The sequence below is a fragment of the Nocardia tengchongensis genome, from assembly GCF_054781395.1.
This window is the reverse complement of the sequence record NZ_BAAGUM010000004.1, coordinates 132,587-158,292: the sequence shown is the minus strand read 5'-3', so window position 1 is coordinate 158,292 and position 25,706 is coordinate 132,587. Positions and strand designations below refer to the sequence as shown.

The 25,706-nt window shown below is 67.2% G+C and carries 25 protein-coding genes, 1 pseudogene and 1 riboswitch; of the genes and pseudogenes, 8 read left to right on the top strand and 18 right to left on the bottom strand.

Annotated elements, in window-relative coordinates; all coding sequences use genetic code 11:
* Positions 1–5: 5 nt before the first annotated feature.
* The 7 genes from ACYVKL_RS05905 to ACYVKL_RS05875 form a co-directional block, all read right to left on the bottom strand.
* Positions 6–479, bottom strand: coding sequence for a hydrogenase maturation protease (locus tag ACYVKL_RS05905; protein WP_379168944.1), 474 nt, complete (start codon positions 477–479; stop codon positions 6–8).
* Positions 476–1,768 carry a Ni/Fe hydrogenase subunit alpha gene (locus ACYVKL_RS05900; RefSeq protein ID WP_379168942.1) on the bottom strand — a complete coding sequence of 431 codons (1,293 nt, stop codon included), beginning with the start codon at positions 1,766–1,768 and terminating at the stop codon, positions 476–478. Before ACYVKL_RS05900 ends, ACYVKL_RS05905 begins: the two co-directional genes overlap by 4 nt.
* A complete protein-coding gene (locus ACYVKL_RS05895) occupies positions 1,752–2,525 on the bottom strand; it encodes an NADH-quinone oxidoreductase subunit B family protein (RefSeq protein ID WP_379168940.1) in 774 nt (257 codons plus the stop codon). Before ACYVKL_RS05895 ends, ACYVKL_RS05900 begins: the two co-directional genes overlap by 17 nt.
* Positions 2,525–3,373 carry an FAD/NAD(P)-binding protein gene (locus tag ACYVKL_RS05890; RefSeq protein WP_379168938.1) on the bottom strand — a complete coding sequence of 283 codons (849 nt, stop codon included), beginning with the start codon at positions 3,371–3,373 and terminating at the stop codon, positions 2,525–2,527. Before ACYVKL_RS05890 ends, ACYVKL_RS05895 begins: the two co-directional genes overlap by 1 nt.
* Complete coding sequence (locus tag ACYVKL_RS05885) at positions 3,370–3,879, bottom strand: cyclic nucleotide-binding domain-containing protein (RefSeq protein ID WP_379168936.1); 510 nt, start codon at positions 3,877–3,879, stop codon at positions 3,370–3,372. The genes ACYVKL_RS05890 and ACYVKL_RS05885 overlap by 4 nt, the downstream gene beginning before the upstream one ends.
* A complete protein-coding gene (locus ACYVKL_RS05880) occupies positions 3,866–5,011 on the bottom strand; it encodes a 4Fe-4S dicluster domain-containing protein (RefSeq protein ID WP_379168934.1) in 1,146 nt (381 codons plus the stop codon). The genes ACYVKL_RS05885 and ACYVKL_RS05880 overlap by 14 nt, the downstream gene beginning before the upstream one ends.
* Positions 5,012–5,120: 109 nt before the next feature.
* Positions 5,121–5,414: a DUF1918 domain-containing protein gene (locus ACYVKL_RS05875; RefSeq protein ID WP_379168932.1), complete on the bottom strand. Its 294-nt coding sequence runs from the start codon at positions 5,412–5,414 to the stop codon at positions 5,121–5,123.
* Between the two features lie 543 nt (positions 5,415–5,957).
* Between ACYVKL_RS05875 and ACYVKL_RS05870 the strand changes: the two genes are divergently transcribed.
* Both ACYVKL_RS05870 and ACYVKL_RS05865 read left to right on the top strand, forming a co-directional pair.
* Positions 5,958–6,122: a hypothetical protein gene (locus ACYVKL_RS05870; RefSeq protein WP_379168930.1), complete on the top strand. Its 165-nt coding sequence runs from the start codon at positions 5,958–5,960 to the stop codon at positions 6,120–6,122.
* A 169-nt stretch (positions 6,123–6,291) separates the two neighbouring features.
* Positions 6,292–7,248, top strand: coding sequence for an acyl-ACP desaturase (locus ACYVKL_RS05865; RefSeq protein WP_379168928.1), 957 nt, complete (start codon positions 6,292–6,294; stop codon positions 7,246–7,248).
* Between the two features lie 472 nt (positions 7,249–7,720).
* Here ACYVKL_RS05865 and ctaD read toward each other — a convergent pair whose 3' ends face one another.
* Positions 7,721–9,460 (bottom strand): aa3-type cytochrome oxidase subunit I, encoded by a 1,740-nt coding sequence (gene ctaD, locus ACYVKL_RS05860; RefSeq protein ID WP_379168927.1) that lies wholly within the window; start codon positions 9,458–9,460, stop codon positions 7,721–7,723.
* 253 nt (positions 9,461–9,713) lie between these two features.
* On the opposite strand from ctaD, the gene ACYVKL_RS05855 reads away from it, so the two are divergent.
* The gene (locus ACYVKL_RS05855) at positions 9,714–10,256 is read left to right on the top strand and encodes a flavodoxin domain-containing protein (RefSeq protein ID WP_379168925.1); all 543 of its coding nucleotides are present in this window, start codon (positions 9,714–9,716) and stop codon (positions 10,254–10,256) included.
* 6 nt (positions 10,257–10,262) lie between these two features.
* A complete protein-coding gene (locus ACYVKL_RS05850; protein ID WP_379168923.1) occupies positions 10,263–10,586 on the top strand; it encodes a DUF2871 family protein in 324 nt (107 codons plus the stop codon).
* A gap of 170 nt (positions 10,587–10,756) precedes the next feature.
* On the opposite strand, the gene ACYVKL_RS05845 is transcribed toward ACYVKL_RS05850, so the two are convergent.
* Positions 10,757–10,942 (bottom strand): hypothetical protein, encoded by a 186-nt coding sequence (locus tag ACYVKL_RS05845; RefSeq protein ID WP_213561482.1) that lies wholly within the window; start codon positions 10,940–10,942, stop codon positions 10,757–10,759.
* Between the two features lie 323 nt (positions 10,943–11,265).
* A riboswitch (M-box (ykoK) riboswitch) is annotated at positions 11,266–11,437 on the bottom strand.
* Positions 11,438–11,904: 467 nt separating this feature from the next.
* Here ACYVKL_RS05845 and ACYVKL_RS05840 point away from each other — a divergent pair.
* The gene (locus ACYVKL_RS05840; RefSeq protein ID WP_379169840.1) at positions 11,905–12,621 is read left to right on the top strand and encodes a VIT1/CCC1 transporter family protein; all 717 of its coding nucleotides are present in this window, start codon (positions 11,905–11,907) and stop codon (positions 12,619–12,621) included.
* A 100-nt stretch (positions 12,622–12,721) separates the two neighbouring features.
* Here ACYVKL_RS05840 and ACYVKL_RS05835 read toward each other — a convergent pair whose 3' ends face one another.
* Positions 12,722–13,924: a 3-ketosteroid-9-alpha-monooxygenase, oxygenase component gene (locus tag ACYVKL_RS05835; protein ID WP_379168921.1), complete on the bottom strand. Its 1,203-nt coding sequence runs from the start codon at positions 13,922–13,924 to the stop codon at positions 12,722–12,724.
* Positions 13,925–14,133: 209 nt separating this feature from the next.
* On the opposite strand from ACYVKL_RS05835, the gene hsaA reads away from it, so the two are divergent.
* Positions 14,134–15,297, top strand: coding sequence for a 3-hydroxy-9,10-secoandrosta-1,3,5(10)-triene-9,17-dione monooxygenase oxygenase subunit (hsaA, locus tag ACYVKL_RS05830; RefSeq protein WP_379168919.1), 1,164 nt, complete (start codon positions 14,134–14,136; stop codon positions 15,295–15,297).
* A gap of 44 nt (positions 15,298–15,341) precedes the next feature.
* Positions 15,342–16,238 carry an iron-dependent extradiol dioxygenase HsaC gene (hsaC, locus tag ACYVKL_RS05825; RefSeq protein ID WP_460771278.1) on the top strand — a complete coding sequence of 299 codons (897 nt, stop codon included), beginning with the start codon at positions 15,342–15,344 and terminating at the stop codon, positions 16,236–16,238.
* Positions 16,239–17,075: 837 nt separating this feature from the next.
* Here hsaC and ACYVKL_RS05820 read toward each other — a convergent pair.
* The 3 genes from ACYVKL_RS05820 to ACYVKL_RS05810 all read right to left on the bottom strand — a co-directional run bounded on the left by ACYVKL_RS05820 (position 17,076) and on the right by ACYVKL_RS05810 (position 19,302).
* Complete coding sequence (locus ACYVKL_RS05820) at positions 17,076–17,807, bottom strand: phosphatase PAP2 family protein (RefSeq protein ID WP_379174051.1); 732 nt, start codon at positions 17,805–17,807, stop codon at positions 17,076–17,078.
* A 151-nt stretch (positions 17,808–17,958) separates the two neighbouring features.
* A complete protein-coding gene (locus ACYVKL_RS05815) occupies positions 17,959–19,164 on the bottom strand; it encodes a site-2 protease family protein (protein WP_379174049.1) in 1,206 nt (401 codons plus the stop codon).
* Between the two features lie 12 nt (positions 19,165–19,176).
* A complete protein-coding gene (locus tag ACYVKL_RS05810) occupies positions 19,177–19,302 on the bottom strand; it encodes a hypothetical protein (RefSeq protein WP_379174048.1) in 126 nt (41 codons plus the stop codon).
* A gap of 565 nt (positions 19,303–19,867) precedes the next feature.
* Here ACYVKL_RS05810 and ACYVKL_RS05805 point away from each other — a divergent pair.
* Positions 19,868–20,791: a universal stress protein gene (locus tag ACYVKL_RS05805; RefSeq protein WP_379174047.1), complete on the top strand. Its 924-nt coding sequence runs from the start codon at positions 19,868–19,870 to the stop codon at positions 20,789–20,791.
* A 209-nt stretch (positions 20,792–21,000) separates the two neighbouring features.
* Here the strand turns inward: ACYVKL_RS05805 and ACYVKL_RS05800 are convergent, their stop codons facing one another.
* The 5 genes and pseudogenes from ACYVKL_RS05800 to ACYVKL_RS05780 form a co-directional block, all read right to left on the bottom strand.
* A complete protein-coding gene (locus tag ACYVKL_RS05800) occupies positions 21,001–21,264 on the bottom strand; it encodes a hypothetical protein (protein ID WP_379174045.1) in 264 nt (87 codons plus the stop codon).
* 139 nt (positions 21,265–21,403) lie between these two features.
* Positions 21,404–22,146 (bottom strand): annotated as a pseudogene (locus tag ACYVKL_RS05795) (sensor histidine kinase); the annotation flags it as partial.
* Positions 22,147–22,738: 592 nt separating this feature from the next.
* Entirely contained in the window at positions 22,739–25,048 is a 2,310-nt protein-coding gene (ppsA, locus tag ACYVKL_RS05790) for a phosphoenolpyruvate synthase (protein ID WP_379174040.1), read from the bottom strand.
* Entirely contained in the window at positions 25,041–25,217 is a 177-nt protein-coding gene (locus ACYVKL_RS05785; RefSeq protein ID WP_379174039.1) for a hypothetical protein, read from the bottom strand. The genes ppsA and ACYVKL_RS05785 overlap by 8 nt, the downstream gene beginning before the upstream one ends.
* Positions 25,214–25,693 carry a DUF2267 domain-containing protein gene (locus tag ACYVKL_RS05780; protein WP_379174037.1) on the bottom strand — a complete coding sequence of 160 codons (480 nt, stop codon included), beginning with the start codon at positions 25,691–25,693 and terminating at the stop codon, positions 25,214–25,216. The genes ACYVKL_RS05785 and ACYVKL_RS05780 overlap by 4 nt, the downstream gene beginning before the upstream one ends.
* Positions 25,694–25,706: the final 13 nt, after the last annotated feature.

Here is a 25,706-nt window from a genome sequence, read left to right as displayed (position 1 = left end):
TTCATTCATCCGCCGGGGATTCCGCAGCGGGCGAGTTCCGCCCGGACGGCGGCGATGACGTCGGGGAGGGCGGCGGCGACCGGGGCGGAGAGGCCGGCGCCGAGGTCGAGGCGGTGAGCTTCGACGGCGAGGACGACGAGTTCGGCGGGGACCTTACCGAGGGCGCGGCCCAAGGGGAGGGCGTCGGGGATGCCCATGGCGTGGGAGCTGGCCGCGTGAGTGAGGCCGCGCAGGGCATCGACGGTGGTACGCCAGACCCGGCCGGGGGTGGAAGGTTCACAGAGGACGGCATCGACCACGATCGCCAGCTCCGCGTCGGCCCAGAGATCCAGCAGACCCGTCGGCTCGCCGTCGCTCACGGCCACGAGAACGTCTGGCAAGCACAGCCTTTCGAGTTCCGCGGCCACGGCGGGTCCGATGCCGTCGTCGTGCCGGTACTCGTTGCCGACGCCGATGACGACGGCTCGCGGGCCGCTCATCGGCGCACCACGTCGAGCTCGAGGAAGTGGGCCGAGCAGGAGATGCACGGATCGTAGTTGCGGATGGTGCGTTCGCACAGGGTGGTCAGCGCCGCATCGTCCAGGTCGAGGTGCTCGGACACCACCTGGCGTAGATCGTCCTCGATGGCGGCCTGGTTCTGGGAGGTCGGCGGAATGATGGTGGCCGCCCGGATGGAGCCCGCGTCGTCGATTTCGTAACGGTGATAGAGCAATCCGCGCGGGGCCTCGCTGATGCCGTGGCCGGCGCCAGGCTGTGGGGCGCAGGGCACCGCGGGGTGGGCGGGCGGCACGTAGTCGGCAATGAGACGTAGCGCCTCATCGATGGCGTACACCACCTCGACGGCGCGAACCACGATGCTGCGAAACGGATTACGGCACTCCGGGCCGAGTCCGGCCGAGGCTGCGACCTGGCGGGCGAGTGGGGAGAGTCGCCGGGAGTTGAGGCTGTATCGAGCCAGGGGACCGGTCAGGTAGCGTCGCCCGTCCAATCGCGCGTGCAGCGCGGTGGAATGCGGAACCTGTTCCTCGACCACGTGCTCGCCGAATTCACTTGCGGGGAAGTCGAGTCCGGTGCTGGTCGACACGGTGCCGTTCTCGATGGCGTAACGGTCCGGTGTGGTGGCTGCGAGTAGATCGTGGTCGAGCTCCAGGTCCGGGAAGTCGAACTGTGCTACCCGGCAGGCGGTGTCGATCGCGTAGTCCTGGGCTCGGCGCAGCTGTTCGGCGACCGGTGCCAGATCGGCGCGGCCGGGCACCGAGTAGAAACCGCCGACCCGGACATTGATCGGGTGGATGGGACGGCCACCGATCAGTTCGAGCAGTGTATTGCCCGCCTTCTTGATGGCGAGCCCGTGCTCGACCAGTTCGCGATGGTCGGCGGCCAGGGTGATGGCGTCGGGGTAACCGAGAAAGTCGGGCAGGTGCAGCAGGTGAATGTGCAGCGAATGACTCGAGATCCACTCGCCGCAGTACAGCAGTCGACGCAGCGCGGTCAGTGGCGGATCCAGAGCGACGCCGCATATCTGCTCCAGCGCGTTGCAGGCGCTGGTTTGATACGCCACCGGGCAGATACCGCAGATCCGGGCGGTGATATCGGGTGGCTCGGTGTACGCCCGGCCGCGCAGAAAGGCCTCGAAGAAGCGCGGCGGTTCGTAGATATCGAGCTCTGCCCGCTCCACCCGGCCGTCGTCGACGACCACCCGCAGCGCGCCCTCGCCCTCCACACGCGCCAGCGAGCTGACCCGCAATTGCCTACTGCGATGGCTCATCCCGGCTCCTGTTGGCGAAGTCCGGTGCGGCGACCGCGACTGTGCTGAACACTCGGTCGATAGCGACGGTATCCATGCCGTTGATCCGCAGGATCGGCAGCAGCGCACCGATATTGGGCCGTTCCATCGGGCCGAAGCAGCCGTAGCAGCCGCGATGGTAGGACGGGCACAGGGCACCACATCCCGCCTGGGTGACCGGGCCGAGACAGGGAATGCCGTCGGCGACCATGACACAGGTATTGCCGCGGCGCTTGCATTCGGTGCAGACGCTGGTGTTCGGCAGGTCGGGTTCGCGCCCGGCCAGCAGCGCGCACAGGGTTTCCAGCAGTTGGCGGCGGTCGATCGGGCAGCCGCGCAGCTCGTAGTCGACCGGCACATGCGCCGCGATCGGCGTCACGGTGTCCAGCGTCGAAATGTATTGCGGGCTGGCGTATACCACCGACGCGAATTCGGTCATGTCGGCGAAGTTGCGCAGCGCCTGGATGCCGCCGTGACTGGCACAGGCGCCGATCGTCACGAGAATCCGTGACTGCGCGCGGATCTCGAGGATCCGGCGCTGCTCGTCGGGCGTGCTGACCGAACCCTCGACCAGCGACACGTCATAGGGCCCGGACTCGATCACGCTGCTCGCCTCGACGAAATGAGCGATGCGGACCCGGCCCGCCAGCGTGAGCAGGTCGTCCTCGCAATCGAGCAGGGTGAGCTGGCAGCCGTCGCAGGAGGTGAACTTCCAGACCGCGAGAGTGGGTGTCGTCATCAGAGCTCCCGCACCGAAAGCAGGGGTTCGGCCACCGCGTAGTCCACGACCGGGCCGTCGCGGCACAGCAGCAGCGGACCGAGCTGGCAATGGCCACAGCGGGCGACACCGCATTGCATATTGCGTTCCAGCGTGACCTGGATATCGGTGGGCGGGACGCCCTTGCGCAGCAGGGTGTTCGCGCAGAACCGCATCATCGGTTCGGGACCGCACAGAAATGCCGTCGTGTTGCCCGGATCGACGACCAGTTTCGCGAGTGGTTCGGTGACGAAGCCGATCGGTCCCGTCCAGCCGGGAGCCGGATGGTCGACGGTCTGATGCAGTTCGAGCAGGCCGTCGCGGGCCCAGACCTGCTGGTCGTCCCGGAAGAGGATGTCATCGGGATTGCGAGCACCGGTGATCAGGACGATCCTCCGGAATTCGGTGCGCCGTGCGAGCGCCTCCAGCACGACCGGGCGCAGCGGTGCCAGCCCGACTCCGCCGCCGACGATCACCAGGTCCCGTCCGGCGGCGGAGCCGAGATCCCAGCCGGTGCCGAACGGTCCGCGGACTCCGATCGCCGCGCCGACCGGAGCGTCGTGCAGGGCCGCGCTCACCGCCCCGACCGCGCGGATGGTGTGCTCCAGGAAATCGACCGCGGCACAGGGATTTCCACTGACAGAGATGGCGACCTCGCCCACACCGAAGCGATAGAGCATCATGAACTGCCCGGACCGGAACCGTTGCGCGGCAGCGTCGACCGGGGCAAGCACCAGGGTCGCGGTGTCGCTGGTCTGCGGGATGCGGCGGGCCACCCGATACGGGAGCGTGGTGTCCGCGGACGCGCCGGCGCGGGCCTCGGCGATCATCGCCCGTCACCTGACGTGCCCAGGCGTATCGATGTAGCGGTGCAGGTTTCGCCGGGATTGCGGTAGAGATCCAGCAACCGGGCGCGGGTGGCCTGCAGTCGCTCCAGGAGCGCCTCGAACAGCAGCAGCGTCAGTGCGTGGCCGAAACTCGGGTCGGCGTCGGCGAATTCGGTCAGCCTGGTCGAATCGAATTCGATCGCTTGTACCGGTTCGCCGGTGATCGCACCGAAATGCCATCGATACGGCGGCACCAGCCACGACCAGCCGAGCAGATCGCCAGAACCGAGGGTCTGCACCACGACATCGCCACGCCCCGGCACCGCCGCGTCCAGCACTACCCGTCCTTCGCTGATGAGCCAGCAGCGGTCGGCCCGTTGGCCTTCCACGATCAGGCGCTCCCCGGCCGGATAGTGCACCGCATGCCCGGCCCGGGCGAGCGTTTCCAGCTTCGCGCGGTCGAGTGCTGCCAGCGATGCGAACGCGGACAGTTCCTCAGCGGTGACCATCGTCGGCCTCCTCGCGCAGTTCGACGAGCCGGCCCATCTCAACGGTCAGATCGATACCGGCCGGGCACCATGCGATGCAGCGTCCGCAGCCCACGCACCCGGAGCTGCCGAACTGGTCGTACCACGTGCCGAGTTTGTGGCTGAGCCACTGCCGATACCGGCTCTCGCCCGACTGCCGCACGCTGCCGCCGTGCACATGGGAGAAATCCAATTCGAAGCACGACGCCCAGCGCTCCCAGCGTTCGGCGTGGTCGCCGGTGAGATCGGTGACGTCCTCGGTAGTGGTGCAGAAGCAGGTGGGGCACACCATGGTGCAGTTGCCGCAGGTCAGGCAGCGGCTCGCGACGTCTTCCCACTGCGGTGACTCGCGGGATTCGCGAATCACCGCACGCAGGTCCGCATCCGGCATGCTGCGGCCCATGCGACCCGCCGCGGCAGCCACCTCGGCGCGGGCGTCCGCGATCTCGGCCTGGGTCGCCGGGTGTGAGCGGAGCTCGGCGAGTATGCGTTCGCCCGCCGCACTGCCCACCTCGACCAGGAACCGATGCCCGGTGTCGTCGATGCGTTCGGTGAGCGCGAGATCGTATCCCGCGGTGACGCCCGGCCCGGTGCCCATCGACGCGCAGAAACACACCCCGCCTGGCTCGGTGCAGTTCACGGCGATGATGAACAGACCGGCGCAGCGGGCCGCGAAAGCCGAGTCCGGGTACGCATCTGCGCCGAGCACCCGCTCCAGAATGCGGATGGCAGCCATATCGCAGCCACGCACACCGAGGAATGCAGTGGGGCGATCCGGTTGCGGCGTCGGGCTGTCTCCGGACGCTTCGAGATTCAGGTCGGCGTCGAGTCGTGCGATCAGGCGGTGCGGTGGATGCAGGAACTGCTTCCACGATCCCGGCCCGGCCGAATGCGCGAAGACCGCCTGGTCGGAGCGGCGATTCACCCGATACCGGCCCGGCTCGGTGTGCACGCCCCACCCGGCGGGCAGCGCGGCCGGCGTGTCGAGTTCGTCGAGGATGATCGCGTTGTCACGCATCGTCGGGCCGATGACCCGATACGAGTTCTCCTGTAACACCACGACGAGCCGGTCCAACCCGTCGCGGTCGATCGTCACGGTGTCGCCGATGGTCACGGGAGCCTCCGTTCTCGCGCTCCGTTCGATTCCAGTCTGGTCGGTCTGGCGCGGCCGCGAACAGCGCCGAAGGTCCTCGGTACGGGACCGGAGTGCCCGGGTCTGCAGGTCAGTGACGAGATCGGTCAGCCCCGGCCGTCCCTGTCGGAGCGGAGGCGGGTACATGCTGCATCGACGAGTACCGGGCCGCGGCGATCTCCTCCTGGGCGCGCAGCTCCGCGCTGGTCCGCACGTACGCATCGGGGCCTGGGAAGGTCAAGGCCCGATGCCCGGTGTCGGTCCAGTGCACGAGATACGGCGGTGCGCCGTCCTGGCCGTGTACCTCTTCGATGAGACCGCGACGGACTACGCCCCCGACCGCGCGTCCTTCGACGATCAGCCAATCCCCTGGTTGTGCTCGCATCGAACGACCTCCTCGCCTGTCGGCCGGAAACTCGTGTCTCGAATCTCTATCGTGGTCAGCCCATGCGATCCCCGGGTAGGGCCGGAAGTCCCTGCGCAGGACCTGACCCGCACGATCACGATGTCGAATCCCGGGTCCGCGCGGCCGTCAGGGATGAATCGGAATGGTGTGCGGTGCGTGCAGTTTCAGAGCCTGGGCCGTTCACCGAGGACGACGATCTCGCCGCCCGGGGCGGGACCGTCGAGGTCGCCGACGCCGAGCACGCACCGGACCGGGCATCGACCAGACTGATCGCGGCCTGCACGGACAGTACGTGGTCCAGCAGCACGCGCCATGGACGGTGCAGGTCCGGACGAGGATCATCGAGAACAGTTGGCCCCCTGAGTAAGTGGCGTGAGGATCAGGCTCCTTCAGGGTGCGCGGCGGGCGCGAGTTCGAAGGCCCTCCTCAGGGGGCCTTTCGGCCCTATTTCCCGGCAGGGGCGCCGTCGATCCTGTTCTAGTCATTGGTGATGTGTGTCGAGAGCGCAGGAGGGCGCGGCCGATGTTGCGGGTCTTGGAGGCTTGGTCGTCGGTGGACTACCCCGACGTCGTGCTGTTCGCCGGCGGCAAGGTGCCGGTACTCGAGGGTGAACGCGTGGCGGGAGCGGCGGGCCGGCTGCTCGATCGGTGTCGGATCACCGATCGGGCGCGGGTGCGACGCCGTTGACCTGACTCTCGTCACGCCGGCTGACGACCGGGCCTGAGCAACGGTTTACTCAGGCCGCGGTCAGCGGCGGCACTCTCCGCTCCACATATGCGTGAGGTCGTCCCGAAGGGGCGTTCCTCATGCGCGTTCGTTTCTCTTCACATTTCGAAATAGAAAGGCGGACTACACGTTGGCGCGCGTATTGACACAGCTCGAGATCCTCACGGAACTCGAGCCCGTCGCGGGGCAAGCCTTGGATCGGCACCTGTCGATGGCGAAGGACTGGCATCCCCACGACTATGTGCCTTGGGACGAGGGGCGTAACTTCCCGCTCTTGGGCGGAATCGATTGGGAGCCAGAACAATCTCAGCTGTCCGAGGTCGCGAAGGCAGCCTTGGTGACCAACCTGCTCACCGAGGACAACCTGCCCTCCTACCATCGCGAGATCGCCGAGAACTTCTCCCGCGACGGCGCGTGGGGCACCTGGGTCGGGCGGTGGACCGCAGAGGAGGCGCGCCACAGCATTGTGCTGCGCGACTATTTGGTCGTCACTCGCGGCGTCGATCCGGTCGCCCTCGAGAACGACCGGATGGTTCACATGACGAACGGATTCGCGGCACCGGTCGAGGCGCGCATCCTCGACGACACCGGGTTCCTGCATTCGGTCGCTTACGTCTCGTTTCAGGAGCTCGCCACCCGCATCAGTCACCGCAATACGGCCCAATTCTGTGATGATCCGGTGGCCGACCGCATCATGCACCGGCTCGCCCTCGACGAGAACCTGCACATGATCTTCTACCGCACGCTGTGCGGCGCGGCCCTGGATCTGGTGCCCGATCAGGCTGTGCAGGCCATCGACCTGATCATCGAGAACTTCCGCATGCCGGGCATGGGCATGCCCAACTTCCGCCGCAACGGCGTGCTGATGGCCAAACACGGCGTCTACGACCTGCGAATCCATCTCGAAGAAGTCCTTCAGCCCGTGCTACGGCAATGGAATCTCTTCGAGCGCAACGACTTCGGTCCGCTCGGTGAACAAGCCCGGGATCGGCTCGTGGTGTTCCTCGAGAACCTCGAAAAGGTCCAGATTCCGCGTTTCGAAGAACAGCGCGACCGAGCCCTGGCGCGCGAGCGGGCGCGGGTCTGATCGAATCGCACTGGGTGGCGGGTGTGCGCCCGCGCCCAGTGCGTACCCGTAATCCGCGCGTTGGTGGTCGGTTTCCACACCGAGGGAGCGGTGCCAGGCGAAAACGCACGGAATAGCCGAAAGCCGGGTCCGGCGACAACCGGACCCGGCTTCGTGTACGTCGGCCTCGGGGCAAAGTCCCACCCGCACGGCGCGGAAGCTGCCTGCCGCACCGGGGTGCGGATGGCCGGGGGGACAGCCGATCCGCACGTTCGGCATCCGGGTCAGCGTTGCTCCTCGGCAGTGCACCGCGTGCCCGGACAAATATGTGTCACAGTCGATTCGGAGGGTGTATTCGGCTTGCCGGCCGTGTCGAAGTCCGCGAGGTGGGACAAGCAGATCATTCCGGCGATCAGTACGATCGCCGTCAGTACGACAATCAGCCCGTGGGGAAGGTGTGGTACATGGAAGGTCTGCGTCTGTTGTCGGCGGGTCATTTCGTTGCCACCAGTCCGGTTTCGGCGACCTCGTGCGCCTTGGCGCCCCAGCCCACGTGGGCTTCGGCGCGCATGCGATCGACCATGTGCGGGTAGTGCAGCTCGAAAGCCGGTCGCTCCGAACGGATTCGGGGTAGCTCATGGAAGTTGTGCCGCGGCGGCGGGCAGGAGGTCGCCCACTCCAGGGAGTTGCCGTAACCCCACGGGTCGTCCACGGTCACGACCTCGCCGTAGCGGTAGGACTTGAAGACGTTCCAGATGAACGGCAGCATCGACGCGCCCAGGAGGAACGATCCGATGGTGGAAATGGTGTTGAGCGTGGTGAATCCGTCGCTGGGCAGGTAGTCGGCGTAGCGGCGGGGCATGCCCATGTTGCCGAGCCAGTGCTGGGCCAGGAAGGTCAGGTGGAAGCCGAGGAACGTGGTCCAGAAGTGCCACTTGGCAAGTCGCTCGTTCATCATGCGGCCGGTGATCTTGGGGAACCAGAAGTAGATGCCGGCGAAGGTGGCGAACACGACTGTGCCGAACAGTGTGTAGTGGAAGTGCGCGACCACGAAGTAGGTATCGGAGATGTGGAAGTCCAGTGGCGGGCTGGCCAGTAGGACACCGGTCAAGCCGCCGAAGAGGAAGGTCACCAGGAAGCCGAGCGAGAACAGCATGGGCGATTCGAAGGTCAGCTGTCCCTTCCAGAGGGTGCCGATCCAGTTGAAGAACTTCACACCGGTCGGGACCGCGATGAGGAAGGTCATGAACGAGAAGTACGGCAGCAGCACCGCGCCGGTGGCGTACATGTGGTGTGCCCACACCGCGATCGACAGTGCGGCGATGCCGAGTGTCGCGTAGACCATGCCGGTGTATCCGAAGATCGGTTTGCGGCTGAAGACCGGGAGGATCTCGGAGACGATGCCGAAGAACGGCAAGGCGATGACATACACCTCGGGGTGGCCGAAGTACCAGAACAAGTGCTGGAACAGCATCACACCGCCGCTGGCGGGATCGTAGATGTGCCCGCCCAGATGCCGGTCGTAGAACAGTGCCAGCGCCGCGGCGGTAAGCAGCGGGAACACCAGCAGGATAAGGAAACTCGCCACTACCACGTTCCAGGTGAAGATGGGGAGCCGGAACATGGTCATGCCGGGGCAGCGCAGGCAGACCACCGTGGTGAGCATGTTGACCGCACCGAGAATCGTGCCCAGGCCCGAGACGCCTACCCCGAGGATCCATAGATCCGCGCCGACGCCGGGGGAGTGGATGATGTCGGACAAGGGCACATAGGCGGTCCAGCCGAAGTCGGCCGCGCCGCCGGGCGTGATGAATCCGGCGGTCGCCATGGTCGCGCCGAATACATAGAGCCAGTAGCTCAGGGCGTTCAATCGCGGGAAGGCGACGTCCGGTGCGCCGATCTGCAAGGGCAGCAGGATGTTCGCGAATCCGAAGATGATGGCGGTCGCGTAGAACAGCAGCATGATGGTGCCGTGCATGGTGAACAGCTGGTTGAACTGCTCGGGTGACAGGAACTGCATTCCGGGCCGCGCCAGTTCGGCGCGCATCAGCAAGGCCATCAGGCCCGCGATCATGAAGAACGCCATCGAGGTCACCAGATACATGGTGCCGAGCACCTTGGGGTCGGTGGTCGTGATCAGCTTGTAGGCGAACGAGCCACGCTGTCCGCGTCGGGCTGGGTATGGGCGTGTAACCGCCACGGGTAGTTCAGGTTTCGGTGATACCGCGGTCACCAGCATCCTCCTCGCATACGTCTTATGGCTACCGCAAAGTAATCAACTACGCGCTGTCGGAGATAGGGCCGGAATTCGCCTCCTGACCTTCGCCAGTGGATCGGGGACTTTCGTCCCGAGCGGTGACGGCGATCGGCCCGGGACCCTTCCCATCCGCCTCCGCTATCGACGGGACAACGGATTACCGTGGTCCCACGGGCAGGGGCATCATTCCTCTGCCGAGAGTCGGCGCACGGTCCGCAGGCTGGCGGGCATGGGTATGAGGGTGCGGCGGTTGGCCGTGGTCTATGCGACGGGGCAGGGGACGACGAAGGAAGTCGCCGAAGTCATCGGCAAGGGACTCGAATCCTCCGACACGGTGGTGGAGGTGGTGGCGATCGGTCACCGGGTGCCGGACCTGAGCGGGTTCGATACGGTGGTGCTGGGCAGTCCGGTGTATCACGAGGCGTTGCTGAAGTCCTTCGTCGTCTTCGCCTGCCAGCGGCTGGAACAGCTGGCGAAACCGGATGTGTGGCTTTTCAGTATCGGTATGGCTCCGGCGCTGACGGGTCCGGTCGGTCGGCGAGTCGCGCGTGCGGTGCCGAAAGAGATTGCGATCGTGCGGGATGCGCTGGCGGTACGCGGCTACCGGGCATTCGCGGGACGCTACGAGCGCGCCGGGCTCCCGATGCGCGCCAGGCTGCGCTACTTCCTGTTGGGCGGACGGCGCTACGGCGACTTGCGGGACTGGAACGCCATCTCCTCGTGGGCCGCGGAGATCGCCGCGGATTCCGCGCGCCGGGCCGTGAACGTCTGACGCGCGGTGCCGCTGTTGTGCGATGCGGCGGCTTCCGGCCTGGACGAGATAACCGAGCAGGCACCTCGTCTCAGCGATGCTCTGCGGATCGGGTTCTGGAACACCACCCTCGGACTTGTTCTCACGGTGGCCATGATGGTGGTCCACGGCTCACTCACGGTCCTGGGACACGCTGCCGGCCCCACGATCTCGGGCGTTGCCGGCCTGGGACACTACAGTGACGCGATCCTGACCACCACCTTGAAGCCGACCCGAGCTGTAAAGGTTGTTCTCCTGCCATGGTTTCGAATCCTGCTGGTGGTCAGGGCTATTCCGCTCAGCCGAGGCTGATTCGGTCTCATCCCGGCCGCGGTGTGGGCACACTCGCGGCAGAGCATGCCGACACCGCGGACGAGCACGGGGCCGGGCCATCCGGTGATGGACTGGAAGGTCTTGACGCCGATCAGGACCACGGCGAGCCGCAGGTAGCCGCGCAGCGCGGGCCCGCGACCGCGAGGGGCCTACGCGTGGTAGGGGTGACCGCCCAGGGAAGCGGTGTAGGCCGCGACCGGGGGGCGAGCGATACGCAGGTTGGCCCGCTCGGACTCGGTCAGGGTGTGGCGGGCGCGAACTCGGCGCGCCGAGTCCCCGAGCACAGACAGCACGGTCAGCGGGGTACGGGTACGGGGGAATGCGATGACGGCCATGATGAAACTCTTTTCGGAGAATCGGCCCACCACGGAATCTCCGAATGCCACCAGACTTCTCGAATACCCGTCGGCCCCTCATTCAGGGCACGCGAAATCAAACGGTCGCCGAATCGGCCGACGAACGATAAGAGAAATCAGGAAGCGCTCAGTACGCGGCAAGCCGGGAACGACAATGGTTTTCGAACCGGACTCGGATACGGACTATCGCCGGAACTCAATTCGCCCCTCACCTCCTTGCCGCCAGGACGCACGCGCGCGTCGACCACACCAACCGGTGCCGCACCAAGCGAAGGGGAACAACATCGCGACCAGCGACGTTGTGGGCACCCCTCTCGTCAGAGCTTCGGCACTGCACGACGTATCCCATTGTGCGGGAAGCCACTTCGGATCACCCCTTAATCCGGGGAGATCTGTCCTAACCCTGGGCGTCTCTCGACGTCGTCGGATCAGTGGCCTGTATTCGTACAGGAGCCTCGCCTAGCGAGGTGCAGACAGACCAATATTGAACCCCGAAACGCCTCGAGTCAAATCCGGGCGCGGCTGTGACGGATGTCATTGCTGGAAATCAGATTCCGTGCACGCGTTTTCGCGCAGGTGTATTCGCGCGGAAGTGCGATACGGGCATACCGGGAGCCATGCCGGACATGGCGGTGAACTGGGCCGCCGAACACCACGGCGTGCACACGATGCTGGCGCACCCCCGGCGACAACAGCGCTGGAACAGCATGATCGAGCCGGTCGCCCGACCTCATCCTCCGCCGCCATTCGCAGCGCCGAGACCGGTGAGGAGCTGGCGGCCGAGTGGATGCCGAGCCGTTCAGAGTGGTTCGGAAAGCCTTGCCATACTGGGTAATTGATGCCAAGGGTGCCCTGAGATTGGTGAGGCTGCCATTGCTGGCGGACGGGTCCGCCGGGCCCCTATTCTCTGCGATGTGCGTACGGATTCAGAGAAAGCTGCATTGGGCAATAGCGGTTTGCACGAGCGGGAGCCGCACAGTGCGGGGTTATCGTCCCGGTTGAATTGGCTGCGGGCCGCGGTGCTCGGCGCCAACGACGGCATTGTGTCGGTATCCGGCATCGTTGTCGGCGTAGCGGCGGCGACCACCGAGACCGGACCTGTCGTCACCGCTGGTATCGCGGGTCTGGCCGCGGGCGCAGTGGCGATGGCTCTCGGTGAGTACGTTTCGGTCAGTTCGCAGCGTGACAGTGAGCAGGCGCTGCTGGCCAAAGAGCGTCGTGAATTACTCGAGAGCCCGGAGGAAGAACTGGCCGAGCTTGCCGCCATCTATCGCAATAAGGGCCTGTCTCCGGCCACTGCGCAGACCGTCGCCGAGGAGCTGACCGCGCATGATGCCTTCGCCGCCCATGTCGACGCCGAATTGGGGATCGATCCGGACGAGCTGACCAACCCTCGGCATGCGGCGCTGGCGTCCGCAGTCGCATTCACCATGGGTGCTCTGCTTCCGCTGCTCGCGGTCATGCTGACACCGGCGTCGGTGCGAATCCCTGTCACGTTCGGCGCGGTCCTGCTCGCACTCGCGCTGACCGGGAACCTCAGCGCGTACCTGAGCGGGGCCGGCCATGCTCGCACGGTCGCCCGAATTGTCATCGGTGGCGCCCTGGCCATGGCCGTCACCTACGGCATCGGTCACCTCGCCGGGGTCGCGGGAATCTGATCGCGGGAGCCCGTATCCGGCAACCGAAGTCGCGGCACGGGCAGCGGCTCGACCCGCAGAAACCTGCGCGGCCGCGACATGGAGCGTGCCCGGGAGCTCCTCACGCTTCCGTTGACGGGCCGGCGGGAACGGATTCCCGCGTCATGCGCAGATTCTCGGCGACCTCGGCCTCCCAGACCTCATTGGCCCTGGTAGTGTCGACTTCGAATTCGAAGCGCTGCACCGACTTCGGGTCGATGTCGGCGACGTCCACGTAGAACTGCTCGTACCAGCGGCGCAGCTGGTAGACCGGGCCGTCCTCGTCGCACAGCAGCGGGTTCTCGATCTTGGACTTGTGCTTCCAGATCTCCACGTCCTGCAGGAAGCCGGCGGCTATGCCCTCGGTCATCTTGGCGGCGAGCTGCCCAGCGGCCTCGTCCGGGAGGCCGCTGGGCTTTTCGATGCTGATGCCGTACTGCAGGACGAACGAGTCCTGGGTGACCGGGTAGTGGCAGTTGATCAGGACACTGCTCACCTCGAAGCCGCCGTAGCTGTTGAGCAGCGGATTGATCATGTAGGACGGACCGTAATACGAGGCCTGCGAGGTCAGCAGCGTCTCGCCTCCGTACTTGGCCCCAGCCGCGACATCGGGGCGGCCCTTGGTCTCCAGATACTGCGTGGCGACCTCGCCTTCGAAGATGTTCTTGAAGAAGGTCGGGAAGGCGTAGTGGATGTAGAAGAAGTGGGCCATGTCCACGATGTTGTCGATGATCTCACGGCAGTTGGAGCCCTCGATCAGGATCGAGTTCCAGATCCACGGCGTCCACGTGGGATTCAGCTCGGCGAGGGCGCGGCCGTCGGCGTCGATGTAGGCCCCCGGCGCGTGCGGGATGGTCACTCCGGGCGCGGGCGGGTTGCCCTCATGGTCATGCCAGACGAACAGCTGCCCGTTGCGTTCCATGGTGAGCCACGACCGAGTGCGGGCCAGCGGGGGTATCCGCCGCGCGTACGGGATGTCCTTGCACTTGCCGTCGCCACCCCAGCTCCAGTCGTGGAAGGGGCAGGCGACATTGTCGCCCTTGACCTTTCCCATGGAGAGGTCCCCTCCGAGGTGCCGGCAGTAGGCGTCGAGTACCTTCAGCTCACCCGTGCTGTCGGCCCAGACGACCAGCTTGCTGCCGAATGCGTTGACCGCGTGCGGTTCACCGTCGCGGAAGGTCTCGGCGAGGCCGAGACAGTGCCAGCCTCGGGCGTACCGGTTCGGCATCGAGCCCACGTCGATCTCGCGGACTTTCCTGCCGCGGCCCTGGGGGATTGTCACCATCACTCACTCCTCCACACGGTGGAACTTGTTTCAGAACGGTGACAGCTTGAGGTATGTCGCGACGGCTGAGCAATGGTCAAAAGTCCATTCTTTAGGGCGTTTAATCCACTACCGCCATGGCGGCCCATGCTCAATATTCACTAGAACCAGTTCTAGTTATGCGGTGGTCGGGGTCGCCCGTCACCCGATAGTCAGGAGCATCCCGCGAGATGACCCAGGAAATCATCGGCCGCGTCGAGGCCTTGCTGCCGAGCCTGCGTGAACGCGCCCAGCAGACCGAGGACTTGCGGCGCATCCCCGACGAATCGATCAAGGACCTGCAGGAGACCGGGTTCTTCACCCTCGTGCAGCCGCGTCAATGGGGCGGCCGGGCAGCGGATCCGGTCGTCTTCTACGACACCGTCCGCAGGATCTCCGGTGCGTGCGGCTCCACCGGTTGGGTGGCCGGCATCCTCGGCATTCACAATTGGCATCTGGCCTTGTTCGACCAGCGTGCACAGCAGGATGTGTGGGGCGAGGACCCCAATGTCCGGGTGGCGTCCTCTTACGCGCCCATGGGGGCGGGCACGGTAGTCGAGGGCGGCTACCTCGTGAACGGTTCGTGGGCTTGGTCGTCGGGTTGTGATCACGCCGACTGGGTTTTCGTCGGTGGCCCGGTCATCAAGGACGGCAAGCCCGTCGACTTCGGCAGCTTCCTCATTCCCCGCAGTGACTACCGCATCGACGATGTGTGGAATGTGGTCGGCCTGCGTGGCACCGGGTCCAACACGGTCGTGGTCGAGAACGTCTTCGTTCCCGCACACCGCTTCCTCAGCTTCAAGACCATGGGCGAGGCGAAAGCGCCCGGCCTGGAGCACAATACCGACCCGGTGTACCGGATGCCGTGGGGCACGGTCCATCCCACCACCATCTCCAGCCCGATCGTCGGTATGGCATACGGGGCGCTGGAGGCGCATATCGAGCATCAGGGCAAGCGGGTGCGCGCCGCCTACGCGGGGGAGCAGGCCAAGGACGATCCGTTCGGCAAGGTCCGGATCGCCGAAGCGGCCAGCGACATCGACGCCGCGTGGCGGCAGCTGTCGGGAAACGTGGCCGACGAGTACGCGTGCCTGGTCGCGGGGCGGGAGATTCCGTTCGCCCTGAGGGCCCGCGCTCGTCGCGATCAGGTGCGCGCCACCGGTCGCGCCGTTGCCTCCATCGATCGGCTCTTCGAGGCGGCGGGCGCGACCGCGCTGGAGAATGGCACAGTGCTGCAGCGGTTCTGGCGTGACGCGCACGCCGGGCGCGTGCATGCCGCCAACGACGCCGAGCGCGCCTACGTCATGTACGGCAACCACGCCTTCGGGCTGCCCACCGGCGACACGATGGTGTAGCGCGTGACCACGGTCCGATTCGATGTCGAACGAGAGGAATGGCCATGAGTATCAAGGCACTGGGCTACGTGCGTATCGAGGCCACCGACATGGCGGCCTGGCGCGAGTACGGCCTCGAGGTGCTCGGCATGATGGAGGGCAGCGGGCTCAACCCCGACGCGCTCTACCTGCGCATGGACGACTTCGCCGCCCGCCTGATCATCGTGCCCGGCGAGCAGGACCGGCTGCTGGTCTCCGGCTGGGAGGTCACTGACGCCAAGGGCCTGCAGGAGCTGCGCGAGAGCCTGGACAAGGCCGGGGTCTCCTACACCGAGGGCACCAAGGAAGAACTCGGTGAGCGTCGCGTCGAGGGCATGATCCGATTCCTGGATCCGTCCGGCAACACGCTGGAGGCGTTCTACGGTGCCCAGTACCTGGGCCGCCGGTTCGTCAGCCCGTACGGCCACAAGTTCGTGACCGCCGAGCAGGGTCTGGGCCACGTGGTCCTCACCTGCACCGACGACGCTGCGGCGCAGGCGTTCTACCAGGACGTGCTGGGCTTCCGGCTGCGTGACTCCATGCGTCTGCCCCCGCAGATGGTGGGCCGTCCCGCCGACGGCGACCCGGCCTGGCTGCGCTTCTACGGCTGCAACCCGCGCCACCACGCACTGGCGTTCCTGCCGCTGCCCAACCCGACCGGGATCGTGCACCTCATGGTCGAGGTGGAGAACTCCGACGACGTCGGCCTCTGCCTGGACCGCGCGAACCGCAAGAAGGTCAAGATGTCGGCCACCCTGGGTCGCCACATCAACGACAAGATGCTCTCCTTCTACATGAAGACGCCGGGCGGATTCGACATCGAATTCGGCTGTGAGGGACTCGAAGTCGACGACCACTCGTGGATCGCGCGCGAATCCACCGCGGTCAGCCTGTGGGGCCACGACTTCACCGTCGGCTACTAGCGACAGACGGGCTGCGCCCGGCAGAAATGGAGTTCTCAGCGGGGCGCAGCCGGTTCTCGTCCGGTCCGGACCCGTGGTCGATCTTGGCCCCCAGTCGATGTGGCGTCGGCGCGCACGGTGTGCGTCGTGCCCGGCACCGTCGGCCGGATTCAATGCAGGGGGGCGGACCAGCGTAGCCGGGTTTCGGTGTCGTCGGTGTTGCGGCGAAGGTGCCGCCGGATTGTTCTGCACGGTGGGCGAGGTCGGCTTATCCGCTGGGTGTCAGGTGATCCGGCATGCCACGGCCGTCGTCGGAGACCAGGATGTCGAGGTCGTCGGCGACGTTGACCTCGACGGTGATGGTCTTCCCTGTCAAGTCAACGTGTCGAGATTTCATGGGAACCCGAATCTACTGGGGTCGGTGGGCGTGGTTAGCGGAGGGAAGGGATGAGTTATCCGGTAGGAAGTCACGAGGTCGACAGACTCAACGCCTTAGTCCCTTGGTCGGTTCCGAACTTCCCACGCGCCGGGCCGACTCGCGCACACGCGCGTATGACCGACCTGCGGTGTGATCACAGCAGGTTCGTGCTGCTACTGGGGGATTCCCCCACAGGCAAGACCCGGGCTTTGTGGGAGGCTCTGACCCCGCTGCGGGAGCGCGGTGGGTGGCGGCTGTGGCATCCGACCAGCCCCGACCGGCGCACCGCGCTGCGCGAGAATCTCGGGCGAGTGCGACCGCGCACTGTGGTATGGCTCAACGAGTCTCAGGAACACCTCGGCGGAGACCTTCAGCGCTGGGTGACGCGGGTCACCGTGGGCAGAATCGTTGTATCGGGTCGAACCCGGAGGACCGGAAGTTCAAGGGCGACAACGGCGTCGTCCGAGCGGGTGTCCCCGCCACAGTGGCGTGACGGTGGAGCCTGCAAGGATCAGTACTCCGCCCCAGGCCGCACCCAATGCCCAGCCGGCGGCGATGTCGCTGGGATAGTGGACGCCGAGATAGACGCGGGAAAACCCCACAGCCACGACGAGCGGGACAGCGGTCGCCCAAGCGGTGACGCCGATCCACCGCGGCCGTCCACTCCCGAGGGTGACCATCCACGCCGACACCAGCGTGACGACCGCGATCCCGGCCGCGTGTCCAGACGGAAACGATGACCCGTCGATGGCGACAACGCGCTCGGGCAGCGGCGGGCGAGGCCGGCCCACCGCCAGTTTCACGGTCACGACCATCAACAGGAAGCCGCCATAGGCGGCCGCGCCGAGCGCGATCGGCAGCAGGGTGCGCGTGCGCGCCGCGGTGACCATCGCGACGGCCGCCATCACCGCGGCCAGCACCGGCGGGTTCCCCACCTCGGTCAGCGCACGCATCACCGAGGTCAAACCCGGTTCGCGATGCGCGGCAAGCCAACTCGACACCGGCCGATCCCATACGGTGACGCCGTCGCCGTCGAGGACGTTGTCGAGAATTTTGGCGAACAGCACGGCCAGCGCACACACGGCAGCCGATCCCGCCGCCGTGATCACCACGGCGGCGCGCAATGCGGTGAGTCCGAGCCAGCGGCTGTGAGTCTCTTGCGTGGACGTCATGGCGCTGACCCTTCCTCTCCGAGCGCGTTATCGAGCAGTTCACTGCCGCGAGCCTGCGGCCGCCAGGGCCGCAGTCCCAGAATGTCACAGCCTTTCGGCCCCATGGCCTCGCACGCGCGATGCCGCGGGCGGGCCCTCGCCTGGACCCGAGTTACATCTCGGCAGAGGCCGGCATGCCGCCGGGTGCGGGACTGTCGCCGCCGGCGGCCGCGAATCGCGTCGCGGCGTCGATGGGCAGGCCCAGCGCCGAGCGGTTGCACGCGAGGGCGAGGTCGGTGGCCGTGACCAGACCCGTGAGGCGTCCACTCGGATCCACGACGGCGACGACGTCGAGGTCGGGGCGCAGCACGATGCGCGCGACGATGTCGCCGATCAGGTCTTGGGGGCGGGCGATCGCGGCGGGCGCGAGCGGGCGGGCCAGATCGGCCACACGCAGGCCGGGGCGCGTAGGGGTGCGAGGGTGCAGCAGGTCGGCCCAGGCCAGTACGGCGTAGGGGCGGCCGTCGGCGTCGATGACGGGGAACACGCGGTGGCGGGTGTAGACCAGGCTCGAACGCAGCAGCTCGTCGACGGTCCAGGCGCCGGCGGCCGCGACCGGCGTCGGGGTCATGATGTCGCCGATCGTGGTGTCGGCCAGTTGGTGTCGCAGGCCGGCGACGGTCAGTTCGGTATTGGCGGCGGTGTAGAGGAACCAGCCGAGCAGCATCAGCCACAAGCCGCCGAAATCGCCGAGCGCGATGATCTCGGCGATCCCGATGCCGGCCAGGCCCATACCCAGGTATTGGCCGATGCGGGCGGCGGTGGTCTCCGCGCGCAGCCGGTCTCCGCTGCGGCGCCACAGCAGGGCCCGCACCACGCGCCCGCCGTCGAGGGGCGCGCCGGGCAGCATATTGAACACGGCGAGAACGACATTGACCGTCGCCAGCCAGACCAGGGTGGCGGTCACCGGCCCGCCGGGGGAGAACACGGCCGACACCGCCGCCGCGGCGTAGGCCACGACGCCCAGCAGCAGACTGGTGCCCGGGCCGACCAGTGCGACCCGCAGATCGGTGCGGGCGTCGCGCGGTTCGTCGGCGAGTTCGGAAGCCCCGCCCAGCAGCCACAGCACGATGCGTTCGACGCGCACCCCGTGACGGGTGGCAATGATCGAATGCGCCAGTTCGTGGGCAAACAGACACGCGATCAGCGCGAGCGCGCCCAGGATCGCGGCCACCAGCACAACGGTAGTGCTCGCCGTGCCGCGCAGGTAGGAGGCGAGTATCCAGGTGAACAGTCCCACGGTGATCCCCGCCGACCAGTGCGCGGCGATGCGGATACCGGCGACGCGGCCCAGCGAGATGGTGGATCGGATCGGCATGATGTCCTCGGATCAGTGCACGGGCCCGGTGAGGCCCTCGGCGAGCAGAATGCGGTGGGCGCGGTGGGCGACGACGCGATCGTCGGTGTCGATGGCGTCGGCCACGCTGGGCGCGTACGCATCGGTGTGATGGCTCATTGGACACGCCTTTCGGGAGGTGAGTGAGCACTCGGTACCGGCTCGAGCTTGCTCCTGGCCGCCGAATGCGGGGCAGAGGACTCCTGCCACGGCACGGGCGACGGAAGTCACCATGGCGATGGTCATTACGCCCTGCGCGCGCGTCGCAACCTACGGGAGGTGCGCGAAGTCGTCAGCCATGAACCCGATCGCGTGGGCCTCCTCCCGCGCCAGGGTGCAGCAGCTGCTGGACTGCTATCCGGAATCGTTGCGCAAACTCGTTGAGATCGGCGAATTCACGAGCGAAACAAGATTTCTCGAGATCGACCTGTGCAGCATGACGCTGTCCCTCTGTTCCCGGTGTTCGCTGTCTCGCGCGCGCCCGCACGGTTCTGCGTTGGGGCTGTCTGTCGCTCGTGGGGATCGGCGCGGCCGGTGTGGGGATGGCGGCGATGGGCCCGTTCGGGCGCAGCCTTTGGGCCCGCGGGCCGGTGACGATCGGCCGCAGTACACCGCACCCCGAAATCCATACGGTGAGATCAAGCGGCGATCGGCCGCATCGAAACCACACCGCCGGGAGATGGCAATGACTGAGCAGGAATTCGACGAACCGCACCGACTGGTCTCGGCGGGCGTGGTGGTCGGCGTGGACGGTTCGCCGGGATCGGAGATCGCCGTGCGCTGGGCGGCCGCCCTGGCCGCGACCCGTGGCCGTCGGCTCCATCTGATCCACGGCCTGGACCTGGCGCGCACCGTCGCGGTGGCGGGACCGTACGCGGTCGTGACACCGGACGCGATCGAGGCCCTGCGGGCGAAGGGGCAGACCACGCTCCGCGGTGCCCGCGACCTCGTGCACGCCGAATACCCGGACCTGCCGGTGGCCGGATACCTGGTCAACGATTCCGCCGCGGGAGCGCTGACCGACCTCAGCGAGCGGGCCTACGCCGTGGTCCTGGGCGCGACCGGAAACACCGGAACCCTAGGGCATCTGGGCTCGACACTGCTGGCGGTAACCGCCCACGCCGCCGGCACCGTGATCGTGGTGCGCCCGGATCCCGAGGCGGACGACACGGTCCACAGCACCGGACCGGTAGTGGTCGGCATCGACTGCGGCCCGGTCAGCGAACCCGCCATCGCGGCCGCCTTCGCCGAGGCGTCCGAGCGCGGCGCGGACCTGGTGGCAGTGCATGTCTGGAGCGACTGGCGCGCAGGCCTGTTCGCCGGCGAGGACCTGACCCCGTCGCTCGGCGACATCGAGGCCGTCGAGGAGTCGATGCTCGCCGAGCGCCTGGCCGGCTGGCAGGAGAAATTCCCCGACGTGAACGTGATCCGCCGCGTCTACGTAACCTCCCCGGCCGCCCAACTCCAACAGTGGTCCGAGCGAGCACAACTGGTCGTGATCGGCAACCGCGGTCGCGGCGGCTTCCTGGGCCTGCTGCTCGGCTCCACCGCGCACTCGCTGGTCCAGCACGCACACTCCCCGGTCATGGTCGTGCACGCGCACGAATGAGCAGTCGAGGCCGAGCGGACATCCACCCCGCTCGGCTTCAGCTACGGCCTGCCAACGCAATGGTCGAGGCCCCCCAAGTGGTCCGCGTCTCCGGCGTCCGAGAAGACGGCATCATGTCCTACGCCGTCCGCATCGTCTCCTGACCGGCCGTAGTGCACCGCTGATACGTATCTCAAGCCGGGGAGAGTCCGGCGAGCCGACCGCATTGGTCAGTGGGCCGGACCGGGCCGCCGGTGTGGGAACGGGACGACCGTCGCTCTGGGGTTGGTCAATGTGTCGCGCAGCTGCTGATTTTCGAGAGTGAGATGGTTGACGACCCGCACCAGGGCGGGAACATCTCGGCGGAGCTGGGCGAGCTCGGTGTTCTTGTTCTCGATCGTCTTCTTCAGCTTCGCGATCGTAGCCCGCAGCTGCGCCTCCAACTCGGAGGGCGCACCGCGTTCGGCGGCACGAGCGTAGAATTCGTTCGTCAAATCCGTATGTCGTTGTGTCAGAGCATTTCTCGGAACATCCGTTTCCAACGCCAGGGCGACTAGGGTGAGGGCTTCACTACTCGCTCGCCTTTGATCGACCAGTATCAACACGTCGATCGGATAGGGAAGTCTCCTGCACGCCGGTGTCGCGGACGGCGCTGGAAATGGCTTCGCGCACCACGGCTTCGGCGTGGTCCGCCAGCGCTGGTTCGACGACAGACGATGGTCCGGAGACGCGGAGTGACGCGCGGATACCGGTGTCGGCGGTGTGCTGTTCGATCAGCAGTTCGAGCTGTTGGCGCAGCCGGGTGGTGTTGCCGTTGCCGCCGTGCAGGTCGAAGATCGAGGTGCGGATCTCCTGGACCACATCCTGCAGTTCGTTGATCACATCCGAGAGACGTTGCCGGACTTCGGGAGAGTGTGCCCTGGCGACCGTGCCCTGGAGACTGAGACCGGCGGCGAAGAGCCGCTGGATGCGTCGAAACGTAGTGGAGTGCGTTCGGCGAAAGCTCGGCCGATCGCGGTATCCACGGTCTTGACGACGGTGGTGGTCGGTCCGTCTTCGGGGCTCGACCAGCGGGCGATCCGTAGTTCGGTGACTTCCTCGGGTCGGGTTCGGGGTGATCGGTGATCGGTGACCGCGAGCAAGGCTCGTTCTGACTGGGTGAGTGTGCGGGCGTGTGTGACGACGTTCGCCAGCACTCGGTCGGGGTCGGTGCCGGCGAGGAATTCGGTGGCGATGTCGCGAGTGGCCTCGATCCAGGCCTGGCGGGTGCGCGAGGACTCGTAGAGATGGGCGTTGTCGATGGCGGTGCCGACTGCGGCCGCCAAGGCTTGGACCAGGACTTCGTCGTCTTCGGTGAAGGGCTGGCCACCGGACTCTGCTCGACTCGGTCCTTGACCTCGCCGAGGAGCTCTCGCAGCCGCAACTGGGACAGCGTCTCGCGTACCGAATAGGAGCTGTCACAGGACTCGGAAGTCACAGTTGCAAGTGTCAACTGCCGGGCAGCCCTGTCGGCAGGGCCGAAAGTCGTTGCATCGGTGTCACATCGGCCTCGAGGATGGCTGCGGACCTGCGTGTTCTTCGGTCCGAGGTCCATAGCGGCCGGCCGGCCGTCACCCGCAGCCCCCGTGCGGGCCATGCCGAAGCCGGCAGCACGCGAATTCCGGGCGGCGCCTGCCCCGCAGGCGCGGCCCTTCGGCGACCCGCGCCTGCCCGAGGCGGTCGTCCGCGACACCGACGGGGCATCCCGGATATCGGTGGTGCGCACCGCCGCCGACGATCTGCGCGCCTGTCAGTCCGCCGCCGACTGCGGCACTCAGTGCAGAGGATGTCGCCGGGCTCGAGTTGGAGCGGCGCATCCTGGTGAAGGACAGGGCTGTTCGGTCCGAACTCGACGAAGCCGAGCACACGCGGCAGCCACGGCCGCGGTGGCTTCACCGGCATGCTGCGGGGCTCCACCAGAGTGTGCGATCACCTCGCGGCCCGCACGGACGTTGCGTGGTCCAGCAACACGCGCCGCTCGGCCGCGGCGACCGCGCGCCGGGTGCGCCCGATGGCGTCCGGGGAGACCGAGACCGAGGTGATGCCCGCGCGCACCAGATGCTCCACGAAGTCCGGATTGGTGGAGGGCGCCTGACCGCACAGTGAAGACGTGATACCGAGCAGCCGCGCGCTGGTGACGATCTGTTGGATGGCGTCGAGCACGGCCTCGTCGGACTCGTCGAACAGTTCGGCGCACTCCTCGGAATCACGATCCACCCCGAGCATCAGCTGGGTCAGATCGTTACTGCCGATGGAGATTCCGTCGATTCCCAGGCCCACGTACTCCGGCAGGCGGTACACCACCGAGGGCACCTCGGCCATGACCCAGCGATGCAGGCCGCGCTGGCGGCCCAGCGGACTGGCGTCGACGAGCTCGAGGCATTCTTCCAGCTCCCAGCGAGTGCGCACGAACGGAATCATCAAGTGCACGTTCGGGGTCCGCTCGCGCACGCGCGCGAGGGCGGCCAGTTCCAGCCGGAACATCTCGGGTTGGCGAACGTAGCGATAGCAGCCCCGGAAGCCGATCATCGGGTTGTGCTCGTCGGGCTCGTAGCGGCTGCCGCCCTCGAGCGCGCGGAATTCGTTGCTGCGCATATCACTCGCGCGATAGATGACCGGTCTGGGTGCGAACGCGGAGCTGATCCGGTGGATCGAGTCGGTCACGCTCTGGATGAACTTCTCGTCCTCGCCGCGGGCGATGAGGTCGCGCGGGTGCCGCCCGCCGAGCGCCTGGGTCAGCAGGACCTCCGCGCGCAGCAGGCCGACCCCGTCGGCATCGGTGGCGGCGACGCGTTCGGCGGTTTCGGGCAGCCCGAGGTTCACGTAGACGCGGGTGGCGGTGGCCTCAGGTTCGGCGGCCGCGGGAACCGGGCGCGGGACGGCCGTGATCGAGGCCGGCAGCGGGATTCCCGCGTACACCTCGCCCGTGGAGCCGTCGACGGTGACCGGCTCGCCGGTGGTCAGCTGAGCGGTCGCGGTGCGTGCGCCGACGATGCACGGGATGCCGAGTTCGCGGGCCACGATGGCGGCGTGGCAGGTCATGCCGCCGCTGTCGGTGACGACCGCCGCGGCCCGGGTCAGCGTGGGCAGCCAGTCGGGATTGGTCATCAGCGCGACCAGGATCTCACCGGCCCCCAGGGCCGATCCTTCTGCGGGCGAACGCAGTACCCGAACCGGTCCGGTCGCGCGGCCGGGCGCGGCGGCAAGGCCACGCACCAGGACCCGGCCCTCGACCGTGTGCGCCATGGTGGGTTTCGCGTCGGCATCGCCGGGAAGCACGGTGATCGGCCGGGCCTGCACCAGCCAGAGGTGTTCGTCGTCGAAGGCCCATTCGACGTCCTGCGGACGGCCGTCGTGATGGGCCTGCACCGCGAGCGCGAGACGGGCCACAGCGACGGCCTGCTCGTCGGTGAGCGCGGGCGCCTGGGCTTCGGATTCGGAGAGCTGGATCCGCCGATCGCCCTGGGGGCCGGCCACGATGACGAAACTCTGGCGGCCGATCTGGGTGGTGAGCAGCGTCGGCCCCGCGGCGTCGAGCACATAGGTGTCGGGGGTGACGGCTCCGGACACCACCACCTCGCCCTGGCCGCGCGCGGCGTCGATGACGATGCGGTCGAGCGCACCGGTGGCCGGGTCGGCGGTGAATGCGACCCCCGCCGAGCGGGCGGTGACCATGCGCTGCACCACCACGGCCATCTCGGGCCGGTCGTGCATGCCGCGCCGCGCCCGATAGGTCAGCACCCGCGGCGTGAACAACGACGCCCAGCAGTCGGCGAGCGCGGTGATCAACGCGTCGTCCCCGCGAATATTGGTGCGCGACACGTTCATTCCCGCGAACGACGCGTTCGCGCTGTCCTCGCCGACCGCCGAGGATCGCACGGCCACCAAGACGCCGTCACCGAGCCGGTGGTACGCCGACAGAATGGCCTCGCGGACCGACGGTGGGATCGGGGTGTCGTGGACGAGTTCGCGCATGCGGCGGCACATCTCGTCGAGCCGCTGCCCGTCGGCGGGTGTGGCGCTCGCCGCCGCGGCGAGGCCGCGGGTGTGCAGCTCGTCGAGTTCGGGGCCGTGCGCGCCCTCCTGGATCACTTCCTCGTAGGCGGCGGCCAGGATGACGAAGCCCGGTGGGACGGGCAGCTTCGCGGCGACCAGTTCGCCGAGATTGGCGCCCTTGCCGCCGGCGCGGTCGGCGTCGGTCAGTCGTAGTTCCTCGAAGGTGGCGACATAGTCACCCATGACGACTCCAGGTGTTGTCGGACCCCGGCATCAGCAGCAACAACAGGATCGAGACGGAAAGGACGAGCAGGGCGCACAGCAGCACCGTCGGCGTCGCGCCGGCGAGTTCGAGTCCGGTGACGACGAAGGGCAGTGCGATGACGAACAGGGGAGCGTGGCGAATGGTCACAGCCGGTCCTCAGGGGTCTCGAAAATTCCTGCTGCGGTGAGGATGTCGCTGAAATCGGCACCGAGTAGCACGCGTCGCAGCGGGGCGGGAAACTGGGCCAGGACGTGGTCGAGCCGGCCGGGGGAGAACAGTTGCGTCAGCGCGTCGGTGACCGCGGCGGCCGACCGTGTCGCCTCCTCCACCGACACGTCCGCCGAGCGGGCGAATTGGTGCAGGAACGAGTGCGGATCGTGCGGCACCGGAACGCGTCCCGGCGTCCAGCCCTCGTAGTAGACACCGCGCAGCAGGGTGGGCAGTTGCGCGCCCAGATGTGCGGCGGTGCCGATGTCGAGGCGGTCGCGCACCGTGTGCAGCCAGGCGCGCAAGGCTTGGTGCGCGGTCATCCGGTCGTCGGTGCCCAGTCGGTCGGCGACGGTGCGCAGCCAGATGTTGCCGGTGTGGATCGCGGGACCGAACGGGTCGGTGTGATGGCTCATCGGCGTGGTCCTT

What these genes read in the sequence shown, in the direction of transcription:
- hsaC (WP_460771278.1), top strand. Translation starts at nt 15,342, where the DNA reads ATGAGTATCAAGGCACTGGGCTACGTGCGTATCGAGGCCACCGACATG.
- ACYVKL_RS05815 (WP_379174049.1), bottom strand. Translation starts at nt 19,164, where the DNA reads ATGCCGATCCGATCCACCATCTCGCTGGGCCGCGTCGCCGGTATCCGC.
- ACYVKL_RS05900 (WP_379168942.1), bottom strand. Translation starts at nt 1,768, where the DNA reads ATGAGCCATCGCAGTAGGCAATTGCGGGTCAGCTCGCTGGCGCGTGTG.
- ACYVKL_RS05875 (WP_379168932.1), bottom strand. Translation starts at nt 5,414, where the DNA reads ATGCGAGCACAACCAGGGGATTGGCTGATCGTCGAAGGACGCGCGGTC.
- ACYVKL_RS05885 (WP_379168936.1), bottom strand. Translation starts at nt 3,879, where the DNA reads ATGGTCACCGCTGAGGAACTGTCCGCGTTCGCATCGCTGGCAGCACTC.
- ACYVKL_RS05845 (WP_213561482.1), bottom strand. Translation starts at nt 10,942, where the DNA reads ATGGCCGTCATCGCATTCCCCCGTACCCGTACCCCGCTGACCGTGCTG.
- ACYVKL_RS05805 (WP_379174047.1), top strand. Translation starts at nt 19,868, where the DNA reads ATGACTGAGCAGGAATTCGACGAACCGCACCGACTGGTCTCGGCGGGC.
- ACYVKL_RS05810 (WP_379174048.1), bottom strand. Translation starts at nt 19,302, where the DNA reads ATGAGCCATCACACCGATGCGTACGCGCCCAGCGTGGCCGACGCCATC.
- ACYVKL_RS05895 (WP_379168940.1), bottom strand. Translation starts at nt 2,525, where the DNA reads ATGACGACACCCACTCTCGCGGTCTGGAAGTTCACCTCCTGCGACGGC.
- ACYVKL_RS05835 (WP_379168921.1), bottom strand. Translation starts at nt 13,924, where the DNA reads ATGGTGACAATCCCCCAGGGCCGCGGCAGGAAAGTCCGCGAGATCGAC.
- ACYVKL_RS05890 (WP_379168938.1), bottom strand. Translation starts at nt 3,373, where the DNA reads ATGATCGCCGAGGCCCGCGCCGGCGCGTCCGCGGACACCACGCTCCCG.
- ACYVKL_RS05780 (WP_379174037.1), bottom strand. Translation starts at nt 25,693, where the DNA reads ATGAGCCATCACACCGACCCGTTCGGTCCCGCGATCCACACCGGCAAC.
- ACYVKL_RS05855 (WP_379168925.1), top strand. Translation starts at nt 9,714, where the DNA reads ATGGGTATGAGGGTGCGGCGGTTGGCCGTGGTCTATGCGACGGGGCAG.
- ACYVKL_RS05820 (WP_379174051.1), bottom strand. Translation starts at nt 17,807, where the DNA reads ATGACGTCCACGCAAGAGACTCACAGCCGCTGGCTCGGACTCACCGCA.
- ACYVKL_RS05905 (WP_379168944.1), bottom strand. Translation starts at nt 479, where the DNA reads ATGAGCGGCCCGCGAGCCGTCGTCATCGGCGTCGGCAACGAGTACCGG.
- ppsA (WP_379174040.1), bottom strand. Translation starts at nt 25,048, where the DNA reads ATGGGTGACTATGTCGCCACCTTCGAGGAACTACGACTGACCGACGCC.
- ACYVKL_RS05870 (WP_379168930.1), top strand. Translation starts at nt 5,958, where the DNA reads ATGTTGCGGGTCTTGGAGGCTTGGTCGTCGGTGGACTACCCCGACGTC.
- hsaA (WP_379168919.1), top strand. Translation starts at nt 14,134, where the DNA reads ATGACCCAGGAAATCATCGGCCGCGTCGAGGCCTTGCTGCCGAGCCTG.